Source organism: Streptomyces candidus, from assembly GCF_014207445.1.
Taxonomy (GTDB): domain Bacteria; phylum Actinomycetota; class Actinomycetes; order Streptomycetales; family Streptomycetaceae; genus Streptomyces; species Streptomyces candidus.
On the sequence record NZ_JACHEM010000007.1, the window covers coordinates 314,929 to 334,258 of the forward strand.

Consider the following 19,330-nt stretch of genomic DNA (forward strand, 5'->3'; position numbering starts at 1 on the left):
GCCCGCCCCCGGCGCCCCCGTCCGCGCGTCCGGGGCCGACCCGCACACCCGTACCACCGTTCAGAGGAGACCCCCCCATGACCACGTCCCAGGAGCTGCCGTCCCTCAAGGGAGCGCAGCCCACCGTCCTGCGGCTGAGCCCCCTGCTGCGCGAGCTCCAGACCAGCGGCGCCGTCTGCCGGGTGCGCACCCCCGCCGGCGACGAGGGATGGCTGGTGACACGCCACGCCGAACTCAAGGAGCTGCTCCGCGACGAGCGGCTGGCCCGCGCGCACCCCGACCCGGCGAACGCCCCGCGCTATGTCCACAACCCGTTCCTGGACATGCTCGTCAGCGACGACGCCGAAGTGGCGCGCAAGCTGCACAGCGAGACCCGCGCCATGCTCACCCCGAACTTCTCCGCGCGGCGCGTGCTCAACATGAGGCCGAAGGTCGAGGCCATCGCCGAAACCGTGCTGGAGAGCTTCATCGCGCAGGGGCCGCCGGCGGATCTGCAGAGCGGCTTCTCGATGCCGTTCTCGCTGGCCGTGCTCGGTGAACTCATCGGTGTGCCCGCCGAGGACCGTGAGCTGCTCGCCCGCCTGCTCTCGCAGATGGGCGGGCTGGACGACCCGGACACCGTCCAGGACGGGCAGCAGGACCTCTTCGGCTACCTGGTGGAGCTGGCGGGCCGCAGGAGGGCCGACCCCGGCGACGACGTGATCTCACGGCTGTGCGTGAAGGAGCCCTCGGACGCGCGCATCGGGCCCGTCGCGGCCGGGGTGCTGTTCGCCGGACTCGAGGCCGTCGCCAGCCACATCGACCTCGGCGTGATGCTGTTCGGCATCCACCCCGATCAGCTCGCGGCGGCCATGGCGGACCCGAAGGTGATGGCGGGCGCCGTGGAGGAGATCCTGCGGTCGGCGAAGGCCGGCGGCTCGGTCCTGCCGCGCTACGCCACCGAGGACGTCGAGATCGGTGGCGTCACCATCCGCTTCGGGGAGCTGGTGCTGCTCGACTTCACCCTCTCCAACTTCGACACCCGGGTCTTCGACGATCCCGAGTTGTTCGACATCACCCGCTCGCCCAACGCCCACCTGACGTTCGGTCACGGGATGTGGCACTGCATCGGCGCCCCGCTGGCGCGCATGCAGCTCCGGACGGCGTACACCCTGCTCTTCACCCGCCTGCCCGGGCTGCGGCTCGCGCGTCCCGTCGAGGAGCTTCAGGTACTCGGCGGGAGGCTCTCGGCGGGGATCACCGAGGTGCCGGTCACCTGGTAGTGCCCCAGCAGGGGCGACCGGTCAGCTCTCGCCCACGGTGATCGCCTGGGACGGGCAGATCACGCCGGCCTGCCGCGCCGCCTCCCGGGCCGGCTCGTCCGCCGGCTCGGCCAGGACCATGACGATCCCCAGATCGTCCTGGTCGAAGACGTCGGGAGCCGACAGGACGCACTGTCCGGCCCCCACACAGCGATCGGTGTCCACACTGATGCGCACTGTTCATTCCTCCGTCGGTTGAGACTGCGGTCGTGCCGGGGCCGCCCGTCGTGGGCGGCCCCGGCGTCTGGTGTGCGGTGGCGCGGCTACCAGCGGACGGGCAGGGAGTGCAGCCCGTACAGCACCCCGTCGTACTTGATCGGCAGGTCCGTCACCGGAACGGCCAGCTCCAGCGTGGGGATCCGCTCGAACAGCGTCCGGTAGGCGATGTCCATCTCCACCCTGACCAGATTCTGGCCCAGGCACTGGTGCACCCCGTAGCCGAACGCCACGTGCGAGCGGGCGGAGCGGCCGGGGTCGAACTCGTCGGGGCGCTCGAAGACGGTCCCGTCGTGGTTGGCGGCGGCGACCAGCGGGATGATGCCCTCGCCGGCCCGGATGAGCTGCCCGCCGATCTCGACGTCCTCCACGGCCACCCGGAAGGCGACCAGGTCGGCCACCGAGTAGTAGCGCAGGAGCTCCTCGACGGCCCGCTCGTCGCCGATCCACTGCGGGTGGGACAGCAGGGTGACCACCCCGAGCCCGATGTTGTTCGCCGTCGTCTCGTGCCCGGCGATCAGCAGCAGCATCGACACGCCGGACAGTTCCTGCTTGCCTAGCGTCCCGTCGGCCAGCAGCCGGCTGATCAGGTCGTCGCCCGGCCGCTTCTGTTTGATGACGATCAGCCGGTTGAGGTAGCGCAGCAGTGCCTTGGAGGCCGCCTGCCGCTGCTCGTCCGTCGAGGTGAGCGTGACCAGGACCCGGGTCCTGGTCTCGAAGAAGTCCCGGTCGGCGTGGGGCACGCCGAGCAGTGTGGAGATCACCAGGGACGGCACGGACAGCGCGAAGTCCGCGATCAGATCAGCGGTGTTGCCCGCCGCGAGCATCGCGTCGATGCGCTCGTCCACGATCTGCTGGATGGCCGGACGCATCTCCCTGACCTTGCGGACGGTGAACTCGGGAATCAGCGTCTTGCGAAACCGCCCGTGCTCCGGCGGGTCCAGGGCCACGAACCAGCCGGGCACCTCGTCCTGGGACGGCACACCGCCGGTCTTCGCGGCGCGGGGGAAGCCGGGGTGCGAGGGGTTGGAGCTGATCCGCGGATCGGTGAGCACCTCGCGGACGTCCTCGTGCCGGGTCACCAGCCACACGTGCTCACCGGAGGGAAGGGTGGTGCTCACCAGCCCTTGCTGCTCACGGAATTGCAGATACTGGGGCGGTGGGAAGGACTGGCCGGGCTGCCGCAGCGGGAAGGCGACCGGACACTTGTCGACAGTTGTCATCTTCTCAATTTCCCTGGGAGCCGGACACGCCTCACGCGGCGTAGAACTTGCGGACCTTCCCGACGATGAACTCCTGGTCATCCTCGGTCAGTCCGGTGTGGGTCGGCAGGTAGAAGCCGTCCTCGCTGAAGCGGCTCGCGTTGAGCGAGGGCCAGACGGGGTCGAGATAGCCGGGCTGGCGGCTCATCGGCTTGAAGAACAGCCGCGTCTCGACGCCCTCGTCCCTGAGGAAGTCCATCAGCTCGTCGCGGCGTTCGGCGCGCAGGTCGTACATCCACAGCACATCGCGCGGCGGCATCAGGGTGATCCCGTCGATACCGCTCAGGCCCTCGTCGTAACGGCGCTCTATCTCCCGGCGGGCGGCCAGGATGGAGTCGAGCTGCTCGGTCTGCGCCAGCGCGACGGCCGCCTGCATGCTCGTCATACGGAAGTTGTAGGCCAGCTTCTTGTGCAGGAAGCTGTGGTCCTTGGTGAAGGCCATCGCCCGCAGATGAGCCATCTGTTCGGCGAGATAGGGGTCGTCGGTGAGACAGATCCCGCCCTCCCCAGCGGTGATGATCTTGTTGGCGAAGAGCGAGAAGCAGGCGATGTCGGCGACCGGCCGCACGCCGTGCGCCTCGGCGGAGTCCTCCACCACGCGCAGGCCGTACTGATGCGCCAGATCCATGATCGGGTCCATGTCGCACCGGCGGCCGTAGACGTGCACCGGCATGATTGCCCTGGTGCGGGGAGTGATCTTCTCCTCGATGCGTGAGACATCGATGTTGAGGTCGTCCCCGCAGTCCACGAAGACGGGGGTGGCGCCCGTGTAGGACACCGCCCAGGCCGAGGCGATCATCGTGAACTCGGGGACGATGACCTCGTCGCCGGGGCCGACCCCGAGCGCGCGCAGCGCCAGGGTCAGCGCCGTCGTCCCGGAGGAGCACGCGACGCCGTGCGTGCTCCCGTTGTATGCGGCGAACGCGGTCTCGAACTTCTTGACGTACGGTCCCTGCGAAGAGATCCAGCCGCCGCTGACGGCGTCCGTCACGTATTCGAGTTCACGCCCGCCGAGCCAGGGCTTGGACACGGGCTGTGCGTATGACATCGGATCCCTCGATCAGTCGTTGGCGAGAGCGGGTTCGGACAGGGCGGGAAGGCCGAGCAGGAGATCCGCGGCGGCGGCCCGGCCGCCCGCGGCCCGCAGCAGCTTCGAGAAGTGCTCGGCACGCTCACGGAACGCGCTGTCCGTGAGCACCCGGGTGATCTTGTCGACGACGTCGTCGGCGTCGACGGTCTGCGGGTGGTCGAGGGTCAGGCTGACCCCGAAGTCCTGGCCCCGCACCGCCTGGTCGTCGCAGTCGACCCACAGCGGACGCACCACCAGCGGCTTACCGAAGTACAGGCCCTCGTGATAGCCGTTGCCGCCCGCGTGGGTGAAGAAGACCTCGACCTTCGGATGGGCCAGCACATCGAGCTGGGAGGGGACCCAGTTCTCGATCCGCAGATTGTCCGGCAGCTCCTCGCGCGGCGGCAGCAACTCCTGCTGCTCCTTGGGGAGTTTCCACAGGACGGAGTGTCCGTCCGCCAGCCGCCGCGCCACGTCCACCAGCGCGCCGACCTGCTCGCGCGTCAGCCGGGTGATCGTGCCGAAGCCCATGTAGACCACGGACTGCTGGGCGTCGAGCCAGTCGGAGAGACCGTCGTCGTCCGGAGCCTGCGGCAGCGGCGGCACCATGGCGCCGACCAGCCGCATCTTGTCCGGCACCGGGAAGGGGTAGTCCAGCTCGGGCACCGAGTAGCACAGCACCATCTCGGAGTGGTCGATCCGCGCCATCATCTGGCGTGCCTCGGGCGAGATCCCCAGCTCCTTGCGGATCCGGTTGTCCTCCTCGACCACCTTGCGCATCGACGAGGTCATGAACATCCCCAGCGTCCGCAGCCTGAACAGCTGGTTCTCCACCCGCTGCGCGAACGTCATGTCCAGCGGCAGCCCGGAGTGCGGCACCGGGAAGCCGCCCGGTGTGTACGACTTGGCGAACGGAACGTGCGATGTCAGGACATTGCTCGGCACGAACGGGACGCCGAGCACAAAGGGAATGCCCTTCGTGATGGCCAGCTCGTATCCGAACTGGCACATGGACTCGATGACCATCAGCGCGGGCCGCACCTCGTCGACAATGGCTTCGAGGCGCTTGTACTTCTCCACCCGGGACGCCGGTTCGAAGGAGTGCTTGATGACCGCGCGGTGCGCCTTGAACCGCGAGCGCTGCGTCACCTCGCGGTAGGTCTCGTCGTCCCAGGTGACGGCCGACATCTGCGGCACCACCTCACCGAGCGAAGCGAATTCCACGGGCGTTTTCACCGTGGCCGCGGCGATATCGGAGCGGCCTTTTTCGTCGGTCGCGAACCACAGATCCTCCACACCGCGGCGGGACAATTCCTCCGCGAGTACGAGCAACGGGTTCAGAAGACCGCTTTCGGCATAGCTGACGAACAGGATAGGCCGCCGAATCGAGCCCATGGACAACACCCTCCGGAAGTGGCAGCCCCAACGGCAGGCGCCACAGGTATCCACACGGCCGGTCGCCGGGTGGCCGCGCCGCGCGTTGAAGCGGAGCAGTTACTTGGTCTCACACCACGTTCCGGAGAATCCCTAGTCTTCCGTGCGGAGTCCTTGAATTCCTTAGGGAAAAGTACAGCGTTCACGCCCCTACGATCCGGAACACAGAGGTGTCCGGGCCCGACTTCCTAGGGGTGTGCAACGTCATGACGATCGGAGCCGACGAAGACCCGGTAGTGGTCGTCGGGATGGCATGCCGCTACCCGGGGGGAGTGCGCTCCCCCGAGGAGCTGTGGGACCTGGTCCTGTCGGGCCGTGACGCGATCTCCGGCTTCCCGGCGGACCGCGGCTGGGACCTGGAGGCGCTGGCCGGTGAGGGGCCGGGCCGCAGTGTGACCCGCGAGGGCGGTTTCCTGTACGGGGCCGCCGACTTCGATGCCGGATTCTTCGGCATGTCACCGCGCGAGGCCGTCTCCACCGACCCGCAGCAGCGGCTGGTGCTGGAAACCGCCTGGGAGGCGATCGAACGGGCGGGGATCGACCCCCACGGCCTGAACGGCAGCCCGACCGGTGTGTTCGTCGGCACCGGCGGCCAGGACTACGCCACCGTCACCCAGCGGTCCCCGGAGGACCTCGCGGGCCATGCCATGACCGGCCTGTCGCCGGCCGTCGCCTCCGGGCGGCTCGCCTACACCCTGGGCCTCGAAGGGCCCGCGGTCACCGTCGACACCGCCTCCTCCTCCTCGCTGGTCGCCCTGCACTGGGCGGCGCGCTCGCTGCGCGCGGGGGAGTGCTCGATGGCGCTGGCCGGCGGTGTCACGGTGATGTCCACCCCGGTGGGCTTCGTCGGCTACTCCCGCCAGGGCGGGCTGGCCCCCGACGGGCGCTGCAAGGCGTTCTCCGAGGACGCGGACGGCACGGCCTGGGCCGAGGGGGTCGGCGTCGTCGTCCTGGAACGGCTCTCCGGCGCACGGGCCCGCGGCCACCGGGTGCTCGCCGTCCTGCGCGGCAGCGCCACCAACCAGGACGGTGCCTCCAACGGCCTGACCTCCCCCAGCGGCCGGTCGCAGGAGCACGTGATCCGCCAGGCACTGGCCGACGCGGGACTCCGCGCCGCCGACGTCGACATGGTCGAGGCACACGGCACCGGCACGAAGCTCGGCGACCCCATCGAGGCGCAGGCGCTGCTGGCGACGTACGGACAGGACCGCCCGCCCGGCCGACCGCTGCGGCTGGGCTCCCTCAAGTCGAACATCGGGCACGCCCAGGCCGCGGCCGGGATCGCGGGATTCATCAAGACGGTGATGGCCCTGCGCCACGGCCTGATGCCGCGGACCCTGCATGTCGGCAGGCCCACCTCCCACGTCGACTGGACGGACGGCGCCGTCGAGCTGCTGAGCGAACAGACCCCGTGGCACCCCGTGGGACGGCCGCGGCGCGCCGGCGTGTCGTCCTTCGGCATCAGCGGCACCAACGCGCACGTCATCGTCGAGCAGGCCCCCGAGGAGACGGAGCGGCCCTCGTCCGCCCCCGTGCCCGCGGTGGTGCCCTGGGTCGTATCGGCCCGGACCGAAGCGGCGCTGGCGGACCAGCTGACCCGGCTCGGCGACTTCGTGGCCGACGCCCCCGGCCTCACCGCCCTCGACATCGGCCATTCCCTGGCGACGGGCCGCGCCGCGCTCCGGCACCGGGCGGCCCTGCTCGCACACGGGCCGCACGGGCAGGACGTGACGGAAGTCGCCCGCGGCGAGGCCGGTGACGGCGCCGTGGCGATCCTCTTCCCCGGCCAGGGCAGCCAGCGCCTGGGCATGGGACGCGAACTCCACGCGCGCTTCCCGGTCTTCGCGCGCGCCCTGGACGCCGTGGTGGACGAACTGGACCGGCACCTCGACCGCCCGCTGCGCGACATCATGTGGGGCGAGGACCCGAAGGAGCTGGACCGTACGGGCTGGACCCAGCCCGCGCTGTTCGCCGTCGAGACGGCCCTGTTCCGCCTGGTGGAGTCCCTGGGCGTCCGCCCCGCCGTGGTGGGCGGCCACTCGGTCGGTGAGATCACCGCGGCCCATGTCGCGGGCGTCCTCCCGCTGGCCGACGCCTGCCGGCTGGTCGCCACGCGCGCCGCACTGATGCAGGCCCTGCCCGCCGGCGGTGCGATGGTCGCCGTGCAGGCCGCCGAGGACGAGGCCCTGCCGCTGCTCGCCGGCCGCGCCGACCGGGCCTCGGTCGCCGCGGTCAACGGGCCCGCGTCCGTGGTGATCGCGGGCGAGGAGAGCGCGGTCCTGGAGATCGCCGCACACTTCGCCGACCAGGGACGCAGAACCAGCCGGCTGCCGGTGTCGCACGCCTTCCACTCGCCGCTGATGGATCCGATGCTGGCGGACTTCCGCGGCGTCATGGAGTCCCTCACCTTCCACGAGCCGACCGTCCCGGTCGTCTCCAACCTCACCGGCGCACCGGCCGGCTCCCTGCTGTGCACCCCCGACTACTGGGTACGCCATGTGCGCGAGGCGGTGCGCTTCGCCGACGGTGTCACCGCGCTCGGCGAGGAGAACGTGGACGCCCTGCTGGAGCTTGGCCCCGGCAGCGCACTGAGCGCCATGGCCAGGGAGAGCCTCGGTGGGGCCGCCCGGTCCATGACCGTCGTCCCCACGCTGCGCAAGGACCAGCCCGAGGAGGCCGCTCTCGTCGCCGCCCTGGGCCGGCTGCACACCGCCGGGGTCCCCGTCGACTGGACGGCCTTCTTCGCGGACACCGCCGCCCGGCGGGTCGACCTGCCGACCTACGCCTTCCAGCACGAGCGCCACTGGCCCGCCCCGCCCGCGGGCGCCGGAAACCGGGGGACGGGCGCCACCGGGCACCCGCTGCTCGGCGGCACCCTGGAACTCGCCGACGGCGAGGGCCTGGTGTTCACCGGAGAACTCTGCGCCCGCACCCACCCCTGGCTCGCCCAGCACGTCGTCGCCGGACGGATCACGCTGCCGCAAACGGCCCTGCTGGAGCTGGTGGTCCGGGCCGGCGACGAGGCGGGCTGCGACCGGGTCGAGGAACTGATCCCCACCCGGCCGCTGGTCCTGGCCGAGGACCGCTCCGTACGTCTGCAAGTGCGCCTCGGTGCGGCGGACGGCATCGGGCGGCGCGCCGTCACCGTCAACTCCAGGCCGGAGGGCGCCGCCGACGAGCCGTGGACCCGGCACGCGACGGGCGTCCTCGTCCCCGCTCACGAGGGGCCGCCGGTCTGCGCGGACCTCGGCTCCGACGTCTGGCCGCCGCGGGGCGCCGACCCGGTGGAGCTGGAGGGGTACTACAAACGCCTCGCCGACCAGGGCTTCGCGTACGGCCCGGCCTTCCGGGGGCTGCGCGCGCTGTGGCGCCGCGGCGAGGAGACCTTCGCCGACGTCGCCCTGCCCGCCGAGGCGGGCGACGCTGCCGCGTACGGCCTGCACCCCGCCCTGCTGGACGCCGCGCGGCACGCCGCCATGACGGAGGACGGCAGTCTCCCGGACCGCTGGCGCGGAGTGTCCCTGCACGCGGCGGGCGCCTCTGCCCTGCGGGTGCGGATCGCCCCCTGCACCGACGAGCCGGGCAGCGTGCTGCGGCTCGCTGCCGCCGACTCCTGCGGGGCCCCGGTGCTCACCGCCGAGAGCCTGCGGGTCCGCCCGCTGTCGGCCGACGAGTTCCTCCCCGCCCTGACGGTCCCCCGGCCCAGGGCGGGGACGGACTCCGTCACCACCCGCACCACTCGGCCACCGGCGGCCGCACCGGGCGCAGGGGACGACCGCGCGCCCACCCTGTCCGAGCAGTTGGAGCGGCTCCCCGAGGCCAAGCGGGAGCGCCATCTGCTCGATCTCGTACGGACCGAGGCCGCCGCGGTGCTCGGCCACGGCAGCCCGGACGCCATCGGCGCCCACCAGGCCTTCAAGGAGCTGGGCTTCGACTCCCTCGCGGGCGTCGAGCTCTGCGACCGGCTCGGCGCACTCGCCGGCCGGGCCCTGCCCAGCACCCTCGTCTACAACTTCCCGACCCCCGCACGGCTCGCCGGCCGTCTCGCGACGGTCCTCGCGGCGCCCGCCGCCCCGGCGACGGGATCCGCCGGCGACGAGATCGCCAGGTTCGAGGCCGTCGTCCAGGCGGCGTCGGACGGTTCCGAACGCCGGATGATCGCCGACCGTCTGGAGAAACTCGTCTCCGCCCTGCGGCAATCCAGCCCCTCCTCGCCGAGCACGTCCGGCGAGGACATCGACACGGTGTCGGTCGACAGACTGCTCGACATCATCGATGAAGAGTTCGAAACCACATAAGAATTGCTGCTTTCGTTCGCGACCCGATGATGAGGACGGACCGGTGCCAGAAGACCAGCAGGACAAAGTCGTCGACTACTTGAGGCGAGTCACTTCCGATCTCCGTCGTGCGCGTCAGCGCATCGGAGAACTGGAACTCAAGGACAATGAGCCCATCGCCATTGTCGGAATGAGCTGCAGGCTGCCCGGCGGAGTCCGCTCCCCGGAGGCCCTGTGGGAACTCGTCGCATCCGGCGGCGACGCCATATCGGGATTCCCCTCGGACCGCGGCTGGGACATCGACCGGCTCACCGGGTCCGGCGAAGGAAACAGCGCCACCCACGAAGGCGGATTCCTTTACGAGGCGCCCGAATTCGACGCCGGCTTCTTCGGTATATCCCCGCGCGAGGCACTGGCCATGGACCCCCAGCAGCGACTGCTGCTGGAAGTGACCTGGGAGGCCCTGGAGCGGGCGGGGATCGCCCCGACCGCGCTGCGCGGCAGCCGTGCCGGGGTGTTCGTCGGCGCCTACCACTGGGGCGCGCCCTCGGCCGCCGCCGCGGGCGAACTCCAGGGACACGCCCTGACCGGCACCGCCGCCAGCGTGCTGTCGGGACGCATCGCCTACACCCTGGGGCTCGAAGGCCCCGCCATCACAGTCGACACCGCGTGCTCCTCCTCGCTGGTCGCCCTGCACGTCGCGGCGCAGTCGCTGCGCAACGGCGAGTCCTCGCTCGCCGTCATCGGCGGCGTCACCGTACTCAGCGAACCCTCGGTCTTCGTGGAGTTCAGCAAGCAGGGCGGCCTGGCCGCCGACGGGCGCTGCAAGGCGTTCTCCGAGGACGCGGACGGTACGGGCTGGGGCGAGGGCGTCGGCGTACTCGTCGCGGAACGCCTCTCGGACGCCCGCCGCAACGGCCACCGCGTCCTCGCGGTGCTGCGCGGCTCGGCGGTCAACCAGGACGGTGCCTCCAACGGCCTCACCGCCCCCAACGGCCCCTCCCAGGAACGCGTGGTCCACCAGGCCCTCGCCACCGCCGGACTCACCGGCGCCGACATCGACGCCGTCGAGGCGCACGGCACGGGCACCAGGCTCGGCGACCCCATCGAGGCGCAGGCCCTGCTGGCCACCTACGGTCAGGGCCGCGACCCCGAGCGCCCGCTGTGGCTCGGCTCGCTCAAGTCCAACATCGGTCACACCCAGGCCGCCGCCGGAGTCGCCGGCGTCATCAAGATGGTCATGGCGCTGCGCAACGGGGTGCTGCCCGCGACCCTGCACGCACAGACGCCCTCCTCGCACGTCGACTGGTCCTCCGGTGCGGTACGCCTCCTGACCGACTCCGTGACCTGGCCGGACACCGGACGGCCGCGCCGCTGCGCGGTGTCCTCGTTCGGCATCAGCGGCACCAACGCCCACGCCCTGCTGGAGGAGGCCCCCGGGCCGACCGGGACGGACGAGCCCGCCGCGGCGCCCTTCACCGCCGCCGCCCTGCCCTGGATCCTGTCCGGCCGCGGCGAGCCGGCGGTCCGTGACCAGGCCGCCGCCCTGGTGGCGCACCTGGAGAGCGCCCCGCCGGCGCGGCCGGCCGACGTCGGCCACACCCTGGTCGCCTCGCGCGCGCTTCTGGAGAACAGGGCCGTGGTGGTCGGCGCCGACCACGAGGAACTCCTCGCCGGGACCACCGCCCTGGGCACCGGTCAGTCCTGGCGGGATCTCGTCCAAGGCACGGCCGACGTCGAGGGCAGGACGGTGTTCGTCTTCCCCGGCCAGGGCTCCCAGTGGGTGGGCATGGGTGCCCGGCTGCTGGAGGAGTCACCGGTCTTCGCCGAGCGGATCGCCGAATGCGCCACCGCGCTCGGCGCGTTCGTGGACTGGTCCCTGGAGGATGTGCTGCGCGACGCGGACGGCGCACCGTCCCTGGAGCGCGTCGACGTCGTACAGCCCGCGTCCTTCGCCGTGATGGTCTCCCTCGCCGCCCTGTGGCGCGCCCACGGGGTGGAGCCCGACGCGGTCGTCGGCCACTCGCAGGGCGAGATCGCCGCGGCCGTCGTCTCCGGCGCGCTCTGCCTGGAGGACGGCGCCCGGGTGGTCGCGCTGCGCAGCCGCGCGATCGGCCGCACCCTGGCCGGCCACGGCGGGATGATGTCGATACCGCTCCCCGTCGACGAGGTCGAGGGCCGGCTCACGGACTGGCAGGGCCGGGTGTCGATCGCCGCCGTCAACGGGCCGCGCTCGGTCATCGTCTCCGGCGAGCCCGGCGCGCTGGACGAACTCTGGGCGCTGCTGACGGCCGAGGACATCCGGGTGCGCCGCGTCGCGGTGGACTACGCCTCGCACTCCGCGCAGGTCGAGAACCTCCGCGACGAACTCCTCGACGTCCTCGCACCGGTCGCCCCACGCACCAGCGACGTCCCGTTCTTCTCCACGGTGACCGGCGACTGGCTGGACACCCGAACGATGGACGCTGCCTACTGGTACACGAACCTGCGCCGGACCGTACGGTTCGCCGAAGCGGTCGGTGACCTGCTCGCCGACGGCCACCGCGCGTTCATCGAGGTCAGCTCGCACCCCGTACTGACCATGTCGGTACAGGACATGACCGAGGCGTACGGCGAGCCGGCCGTCGCCACCGGCACGCTGCGCCGTGGACGCGACGGACTCGCGCGCTTCCTGCTTTCCGCCGCCGAGGTCCACGTACGAGGCGTCGACGTCGACTGGGCCGGGCTCTTCACGGGCACCGACGCCCGCCGCATCGACCTGCCCACTTACGCCTTCCAGCACGAACGCTTCTGGAACACCCCCGCCGCGGACGACCGGGATGCCACGGCCGACCCGCAGGACGCCCGGTTCTGGGCGGCCGTCGAGGGGGAGGACCTCAGCGCGCTGGCCTCGACCCTGCGGACGGACGAGGACGCGGTGGCCGCCGTGCTGCCCGCCCTGTCCTCCTGGCGCAAGTCGCGCAACGAAGCGACCAGAACCGACTCCTGGCGCTACCGGGTGACCTGGTCGCCGCTGGCCAAGGTCCCCCGGCGGACCCTGACGGGTACCTGGCTCGTCGTGTCCGCCGACGGCACCGACGACAGCGAGACCACCGGCGTGCTGGCCGAAGCGGGCGCCGAGGTGACCCGCCTGGTCCTGGACGACACGCACACGGACCGCGCCACCCTCGCCGAACTGCTGGCCACCACCGGCGAACTCACCGGGATCGTCTCCACCCTCGCCGCGGCCGAGGAGCGCAGCGGGCGCCACCCGGGCCTCACCCTCGGCCTCGCCCTGACCGTCCCGCTCGTCCAGGCACTGGGCGACGCCGGCGTGAGCGCGCCGCTGTGGTTCCTCACCCGCGGCGCGGTCTCCACCGGCCGGTCGGACGCGCTGACCCACCCGGTGCAGGCCCAGATCGCCGGCGTGGGCTGGACCACGGCCCTGGAACACCCGCACCGCTGGGGCGGCGTCATCGACCTGCCGCCGACGCTGGACCGGCGGGCGGCCGGACGCGTGGTCTCCGCCCTCGCGGGCGCGCTCGGCGACGAGGACCAGCTCGCCGTCCGCCCCTCCGGGGTCTTCACCCGGCGCATCGTGCGCGCCAAGTCCGGCGGACGGGGCCCCTCCCGTACGTGGACCCCGCGCGGTACGACCCTGGTCACCGGCGGCTCCGGCACCCTGGCACCCGACCTCGCCCGCTGGCTCGCCGGCCGGGGCGCCGGCCATGTGGTGCTCGCCAGCCGCCGGGGCGCCGACGCCCCCGGCGCGGCCGAACTGATCGCGGAACTGGCCGCGGCGGGCACCGAGGCCGCGGCCGTCGCCTGCGACGTGACCGACCGCGACTCCGTCGCCGCGCTCCTGGCGGACCTCAAGGCCGACGGCCGTACCGTACGCACGGTCATCCACACCGCGGCCGTCATCGAGCTGCACACCCTCGCCGAGACCACGATGGAGTCCTTCTCCGACGTCGTGCACGCCAAGGTCACCGGCGCCCAGCACCTCGACGAACTCCTCGACCACGACGAGCTCGACGACTTCGTTCTGTACTCCTCCACCGCCGGCATGTGGGGCAGCGGCCACCACGCCGCCTATGTCGCGGGCAACGCCTACCTCTCGGCGCTCGCGGTCAACCGCCGCGCCCGCGGTCTGCGCACCACCTCGGTGCACTGGGGCAAGTGGCCCGACGACATCGAACGCGAGCTGGCCGACCCGCACCACATCCGCCGCAGCGGCCTGGCCTACCTGGACCCGCAGCAGGCGCTGAGCGCCCTGGGCAGGGCCCTGGACGACGACGAGACCGTCATCGGGCTCACCGACATCGACTGGGACACCTACTACCCCGTCTTCACCACCGGCCGCCCCACACGACTGTTCGACGAGGTGCCCGAGGTCGCCCGCCAGCTCGCCCCCGCCCCGCGGCAGGCCGCCGGTGCGCCCGCGGCGAGCGACCTCGCGGCGCGGTTGCACGACCTGACGGACGCCGAGCAGGAACGCCTCCTGCTCACCCTCGTCCGCACCGAGGCGGCCGCCGTCCTGGGCCACGCCTCCGCGGAGTCCTTCCCCGAGCGGCGGGCCTTCCGCGACATCGGCTTCGACTCGGTCACCGCCGTCGACCTGCGCAACCGCATCGTCGCGGCCACCGGCCTGACCCTGCCGTCGACCCTCGTCTTCGACTTCCCCAACGCGGTCGCACTCGCCGGTTTCCTCAAGGGCGCCGCCCTGGGCGAGGGACGCGAGGAAGCCGTCGCGGCGCGCGCCACGCCCGCGGGGGCGGCGGCCGACGACGACCCGATCGCCATCATCGGCATGAGCTGCCGCTACCCCGGCGGCGCGAACACTCCGGAGGAGCTGATCCGCCTCGCCCTGGACGGCGCGGACGCGATCTCCGAATTCCCCGCCGACCGCAACTGGGACGCCCAGGGGCTCTACGACCCCGACCCCGACCGGCAGGGCCGCACGTACTCCGTCCAGGGCGGATTCCTGCACGAGGCCGCCGAGTTCGACCCCGCGTTCTTCGGGATCTCGCCGCGTGAGGCCGTGTCGATGGACCCGCAGCAGCGCCTGCTGCTGGAGACCTCCTGGGAGGCCTTCGAGCGGGCCGGGATCGACCTGGACTCGTTGCGGGGCACCACCGCGGGCACCTTCATCGGCGCGAGCCACCAGGACTACGCGACAACCGCGCACAACGGCGCCGAGGGCTCCGAGGTGCACATGGTCACCGGCACCGCGGCCAGCGTGCTGTCCGGCCGCGTGTCGTACCTGTACGGGTTCGAAGGTCCGGCGGTCACCGTCGACACCGCCTGCTCGTCCTCACTGGTGGCCGTGCATCTGGCCTGCCAGTCGCTGCGCAGCGGGGAGAGCTCCCTCGCGCTGGCGGGCGGCGCGGCCGTGATGGGCACCCCGCACGCCTTCGTGGGCTTCAGCAGGCAGCGGGCGCTCGCGCTCGACGGCCGCTGCAAGCCGTTCTCCGACGCCGCCGACGGCATGACCCTTGCGGAGGGCGTCGGTCTGGTCCTGCTGGAGCGTCTCTCCGAGGCCCGGCGCAACGGCCACCGCGTCCTCGCCGTGATCCGCGGCTCGGCGATCAACCAGGACGGCGCGTCCAACGGTCTCACCGCCCCCAACGGGCCCGCCCAGCAGCAGGTCATCCGCCAGGCCCTCGCCAACGCGGCGATCACCGGCGCGGACGTGGACACGGTGGAGGCGCACGGCACGGGCACCAGGCTCGGCGACCCCATCGAGGCGCAGGCCGTGCTCGCCACCTACGGTCAGGACCGCGATCCCGAGCGCCCGCTGTGGCTCGGCTCGCTCAAGTCCAACATCGGTCACACCCAGGCCGCCGCCGGAGTCGCCGGCGTCATCAAGATGGTCATGGCCATGCGCGAGGGCGTCCTGCCGGGCACCCTGCACACCGGCACCCCCTCCACGCACGTGGACTGGACGTCCGGAGCGGTGGAACTGCTGACCGGGCGGACCCCATGGCCGCAGACCGACCGGCCCAGGCGTGCCGGAGTGTCCTCCTTCGGGATCAGCGGCACCAACGCCCACCTGATCGTGGAGCAGGCACCCCCGGCCGAAGCCGGGACCGCGGACACCGGCACCACGGACGCCGGTACGGCAGACGCCGACACAACGGGCGCGCACAGGGAAGGCGTTGACACGGCAACCGGTGGCCCCGCCGACGCGCAGGTCGTACCGTGGCCGGTCTCCGCGAAGTCCGAGGCGGCCCTGCGCGACCAGGCGGCCCGGCTCCTCGCCCTCGCCGACGCCGACCCCGGCCTGTCGCCCGCGCGGGTGGGCTGGTCGCTGGCGACCACCCGTACGACCTTCGACCACCGCGCGGTCGTGATCGGCCGGACCCGCGAGGACTTCCTGCGCTCCCTCGAAGCACTGGCCACCGGCCGCAGCGCGGCAGACGTCGTCCAGGGCGCCGTCGGTGAGGGCGCCGGGGGACCGGTGTTCGTCTACCCCGGCCAGGGCTCCCAGTGGTGGGGCATGGGCCGCGAACTCCTCGCCCACTCCGAGGTGTTCCGCGCGGCCGTGGACGACTGCGCCGACGCCCTCGCCCCGTACATCGACTGGTCCCTGCACGAGGTCCTGGCCGGCGAGGGAGACCCGGCGCTGCTCGAACGGGTGGACGTCGTCCAGCCCGCGCTGTTCTCGACCATGGTGGCGCTGACCGCGCTCTGGCGCTCGTACGGAGTCGAGCCCTCGGCCGTCGTCGGCCACTCGCAGGGCGAGATCGCCGCCGCGTACGTGGCGGGCGCGCTGACGCTGGCGGACGCGGCCGCCGTCGTGGCCCTGCGCAGCCAGGCACTGCCCCAGCTCTCCGGGCTCGGCGGCATGATGTCGGTGGCCGCGCCGGTGGAGCGGGTGACCGACCTGCTGGAGCCCTGGGGCGAACTGCTGTCCGTCGCGGCCGTCAACGGGCCCTCGTCGGTCATCGTCTCCGGCGACGCCGCCGCGCTGGACGAACTGCACGCCGCCTGCGGACAGCAGGGCGTCCGCGCCCGCAAGGTGTCGGTGGACTACGCCTCGCACAGCGCACATGTCGAAGCCGTGCGCGACGAGCTCTCCCGCGTACTGGCGCCGGTCGTCTCCGCGAGCCCGCGCGTGCCGTTCTACTCGACGGTCACCGGCGCCCGCCTGACGGACGCCGCCTTCGACGGCGCGTACTGGTACACCAACCTGCGCACGACCGTGCGGATGGAGGAGGCGACCCGTGCGCTCCTCGCGGACGGGCACCGCGTCTTCATCGAGATGAGCCCGCACCCGGTGCTGGCCGCCCCCGTCCAGGAGACCCAGGAGACGGTGGAGGAGGCCGTCGCCGACTCCGCCGTGGTGCTCGGCACCCTGCGCCGCGACGAAGGCGGCATCCGGCGCTTCCTGGCCTCCCTCGCAGAGGCCCACGCGCACGGCACGGCGGTGGACTGGCGCACGGCGTTCCCGGCCGGCGCCGCCGTCCCCGTCGACCTGCCGACCTACGCCTTCCAGCACCGCAAGTTCTGGCCCGAGCCCAGGGCCACGAACGCCACCGCGGCCCCGGGCGACGGCGCCGGCACGGACACCGCCTTCTGGGACCTCGTCGAGAGCGCGGACCTGGAGTCCCTGGCCGACGAACTCGGTGTCGCCGAGGACGGGGCACGCTCCTCGCTCGGGGAGGTACTGCCCACCCTGTCGGCCTGGCGCGCCAAGTCCCGGGAACGCTCGGCCGTCAACGCCTGGCGCTACCGCGTCGACTGGACCCGGCTGAACGAGCCGGGCACCGCCGCTCCCACGGGCCGCTGGCTCGCCGTGGTACCGGCGGACCGGGCCGACGACGCCTGGATCACCTCCGTACTGGCCCTGCTCGGCCCGGACACGGTCCGGCTGGAGGCGGAGGGCGGTGGCGGCAACGACGGCGCGGGCCGCGCCGCCTGGACCAAGCGACTCAAGGAACTGACCGCCGACGGAACGGAGTTCACCGGCGTACTGTCCCTGCTGGCGTCCGTCGAGGAGCGCCACCCGAACCACCCGTCCGTGCCCGCTGGACTGGCCCTGACGCTCACTCTCGTCCAGGCACTGGGCGACGCGGAACTGCGCGCCCCACTGTGGTGCGCCACCCGCGGCGCGGTGTCGGTGGGCAAGGACGACCGGCTCACCCGGCCCGTGCAGAGCGCCCTGTGGGGCCTGGGCCGGGTGGTCGCGCTGGAGCACCCGGACCGCTGGGGCGGTCTGGTGGACCTCCCGGAGACGCTGGACGCGCGGGCCGGGGCCCGGCTGACCGCCGTACTGGCGGGCCTGGACGCGGAGGACCAGATCGCGGTCCGCCCGTCCGGGATCTACGGCCGCCGCCTCACCCACGCGGCGCCCACCGCGGACCGCCCCGAGCGCCGCTGGCACGGCCGGGGCACCGCCCTGATCACCGGCGGCACCGGCGGCATCGGCGGCCGGGTCGCCCGCTGGATGATCGAGCGCGGCGCCGGACACGTGGTGCTGACCAGCCGCCGCGGCGAGGACGCGCCCGGCGCGGCCGCGCTCCGCGCCGAACTGGAGGGCCTGGGCGCCCGCGTCACCATCGCCGCCTGCGACGCCGCCGACCGCGACGCGCTGGCCGGCGTACTGGCCGCGATTCCCGCCGAGTTCCCCCTCGCCTCGGTCTTCCACGCCGCCGGCGTGGCCGAGGGCGACGCCTCCGTGGAGTCGCTGACGCTGGAGCAGCTGGACGCCCTGATGCGGTCCAAGCTCAGCGCCGCCCTGCACCTGCACGAACTGACCCGCGGCCTCGACCTGGACGCCTTCGTGCTGTTCTCGTCGGGCGCGGCCACCTGGGGCAGTGGCGGCCAGCCCGGCTACGCGGCGGCCAACGCGTTCCTCGACGCCCTGGCCGAACACCGCAGGGCCGAGGGCCTGACCGCCGCCTCCGTCGCCTGGGGCACCTGGGCCGAGGTCGGCATGGCCACGGTCGACGAGGTCCACGAGCGGCTGCGGCGCCAGGGCGTCATGCCCATGGAGCCGCCGCTGGCGATCGCCGCACTCCAGCGGATGCTGGAGGACGACGACACGGCGCTCACCGTGACGCTGATGGACTGGGAACGCTTCACCCCCAGCTTCACCGCGACGCGGCCCAGCCCGCTGCTCACCGGCATCCCCGAGGCCGGCCGGGCCCTGTCGGCGGGCGACGAAGTCCCCACCGACGACGGAACCGCTGTGCCGCCCCTCAGGCAGCGGCTCGACACCCTGCCCACCGCCGAACGCGACCGGGCCCTGCTCGAAGCGGTACGCGCCGAAGCGTCCGCGACCCTGGGCCACGACGCGACCGACGCCATTCCCGCCACCCGCGCCTTCCGTGACGTCGGCTTCGACTCGGTGACGGCCGTCGAGCTGCGCAACCGGCTGCGGACGGCCCTGGGCCTGCCACTGCCGGCGGCCCTGGTCTTCGACCATCCGACCCCGGCCACCCTGGCCCGGCACATCGGCTCGCTGATCTTCGGCGCCGCCCCCGGGCACGCCGACGACCGGGCCGACGATCCCGACGCGGAGATCCGCGACGTGCTCGCCTCCGTACCCATCAGCAGACTCCGAAAAGCAGGACTTCTGGACATGGTGCTCAAACTCGCCACCGCCGATGCCCCCGACGCGGCTACCGGGCCTCTCGACGGCGAGGGCCCGACCGAGGACCTCGACGACATGGACGCCGAAGGCCTGCTGCGGCTCGCCACCGACATGTAGCGGCCCCTCGGCGACGTCCGCCCGGCCGCGCCGGACGGACGTCGCCGGCTGTGCGGCATCTGCAAACCGAAAGAGAC

6 protein-coding genes and 1 pseudogene are annotated in these 19,330 nt (G+C 72.7%); 3 read left to right on the forward strand and 4 right to left on the reverse strand.

The window, feature by feature from the left end; translation table 11 throughout:
• The first annotated feature begins 77 nt into the window (after positions 1-77).
• Entirely contained in the window at positions 78-1,262 is a 1,185-nt protein-coding gene (locus HNQ79_RS16205; RefSeq protein ID WP_185031583.1) for a cytochrome P450, read from the forward strand.
• Positions 1,263-1,283: 21 nt separating this feature from the next.
• On the opposite strand, the gene HNQ79_RS16210 is transcribed toward HNQ79_RS16205, so the two are convergent.
• The 4 genes from HNQ79_RS16210 to HNQ79_RS16225 all read right to left on the reverse strand — a co-directional run bounded on the left by HNQ79_RS16210 (position 1,284) and on the right by HNQ79_RS16225 (position 5,243).
• Positions 1,284-1,478, reverse strand: coding sequence for a ferredoxin (locus HNQ79_RS16210; protein ID WP_185031585.1), 195 nt, complete (start codon positions 1,476-1,478; stop codon positions 1,284-1,286).
• Positions 1,479-1,564: 86 nt separating this feature from the next.
• Positions 1,565-2,740: a cytochrome P450 gene (locus HNQ79_RS16215; RefSeq protein ID WP_185031587.1), complete on the reverse strand. Its 1,176-nt coding sequence runs from the start codon at positions 2,738-2,740 to the stop codon at positions 1,565-1,567.
• Positions 2,741-2,771: 31 nt separating this feature from the next.
• Positions 2,772-3,827, reverse strand: a complete 1,056-nt coding sequence (locus HNQ79_RS16220; protein ID WP_185031588.1) for a DegT/DnrJ/EryC1/StrS family aminotransferase — start codon at positions 3,825-3,827, stop codon at positions 2,772-2,774.
• Between the two features lie 12 nt (positions 3,828-3,839).
• On the reverse strand, positions 3,840-5,243 hold the full coding sequence (locus HNQ79_RS16225) for a glycosyltransferase (protein WP_185031589.1): 1,404 nt from the start codon (positions 5,241-5,243) through the stop codon (positions 3,840-3,842).
• Between the two features lie 254 nt (positions 5,244-5,497).
• On the opposite strand from HNQ79_RS16225, the pseudogene HNQ79_RS16230 reads away from it, so the two are divergent.
• Positions 5,498-9,580 (forward strand): annotated as a pseudogene (locus HNQ79_RS16230) (type I polyketide synthase); the annotation flags it as partial.
• A 43-nt stretch (positions 9,581-9,623) separates the two neighbouring features.
• The gene (locus tag HNQ79_RS34525) at positions 9,624-19,253 is read left to right on the forward strand and encodes a type I polyketide synthase (protein WP_308437376.1); all 9,630 of its coding nucleotides are present in this window, start codon (positions 9,624-9,626) and stop codon (positions 19,251-19,253) included.
• Positions 19,254-19,330 lie beyond the last annotated feature (77 nt).

Bases quoted from the DNA above. Each gene is read 5' to 3' on its own strand.
- HNQ79_RS16205 (WP_185031583.1), top strand. From the start codon at position 78: ATGACCACGTCCCAGGAGCTGCCGTCCCTCAAGGGAGCGCAGCCCACC.
- HNQ79_RS16215 (WP_185031587.1), bottom strand. From the start codon at position 2,740: ATGACAACTGTCGACAAGTGTCCGGTCGCCTTCCCGCTGCGGCAGCCC.
- HNQ79_RS16220 (WP_185031588.1), bottom strand. From the start codon at position 3,827: ATGTCATACGCACAGCCCGTGTCCAAGCCCTGGCTCGGCGGGCGTGAA.
- HNQ79_RS16225 (WP_185031589.1), bottom strand. From the start codon at position 5,243: ATGGGCTCGATTCGGCGGCCTATCCTGTTCGTCAGCTATGCCGAAAGC.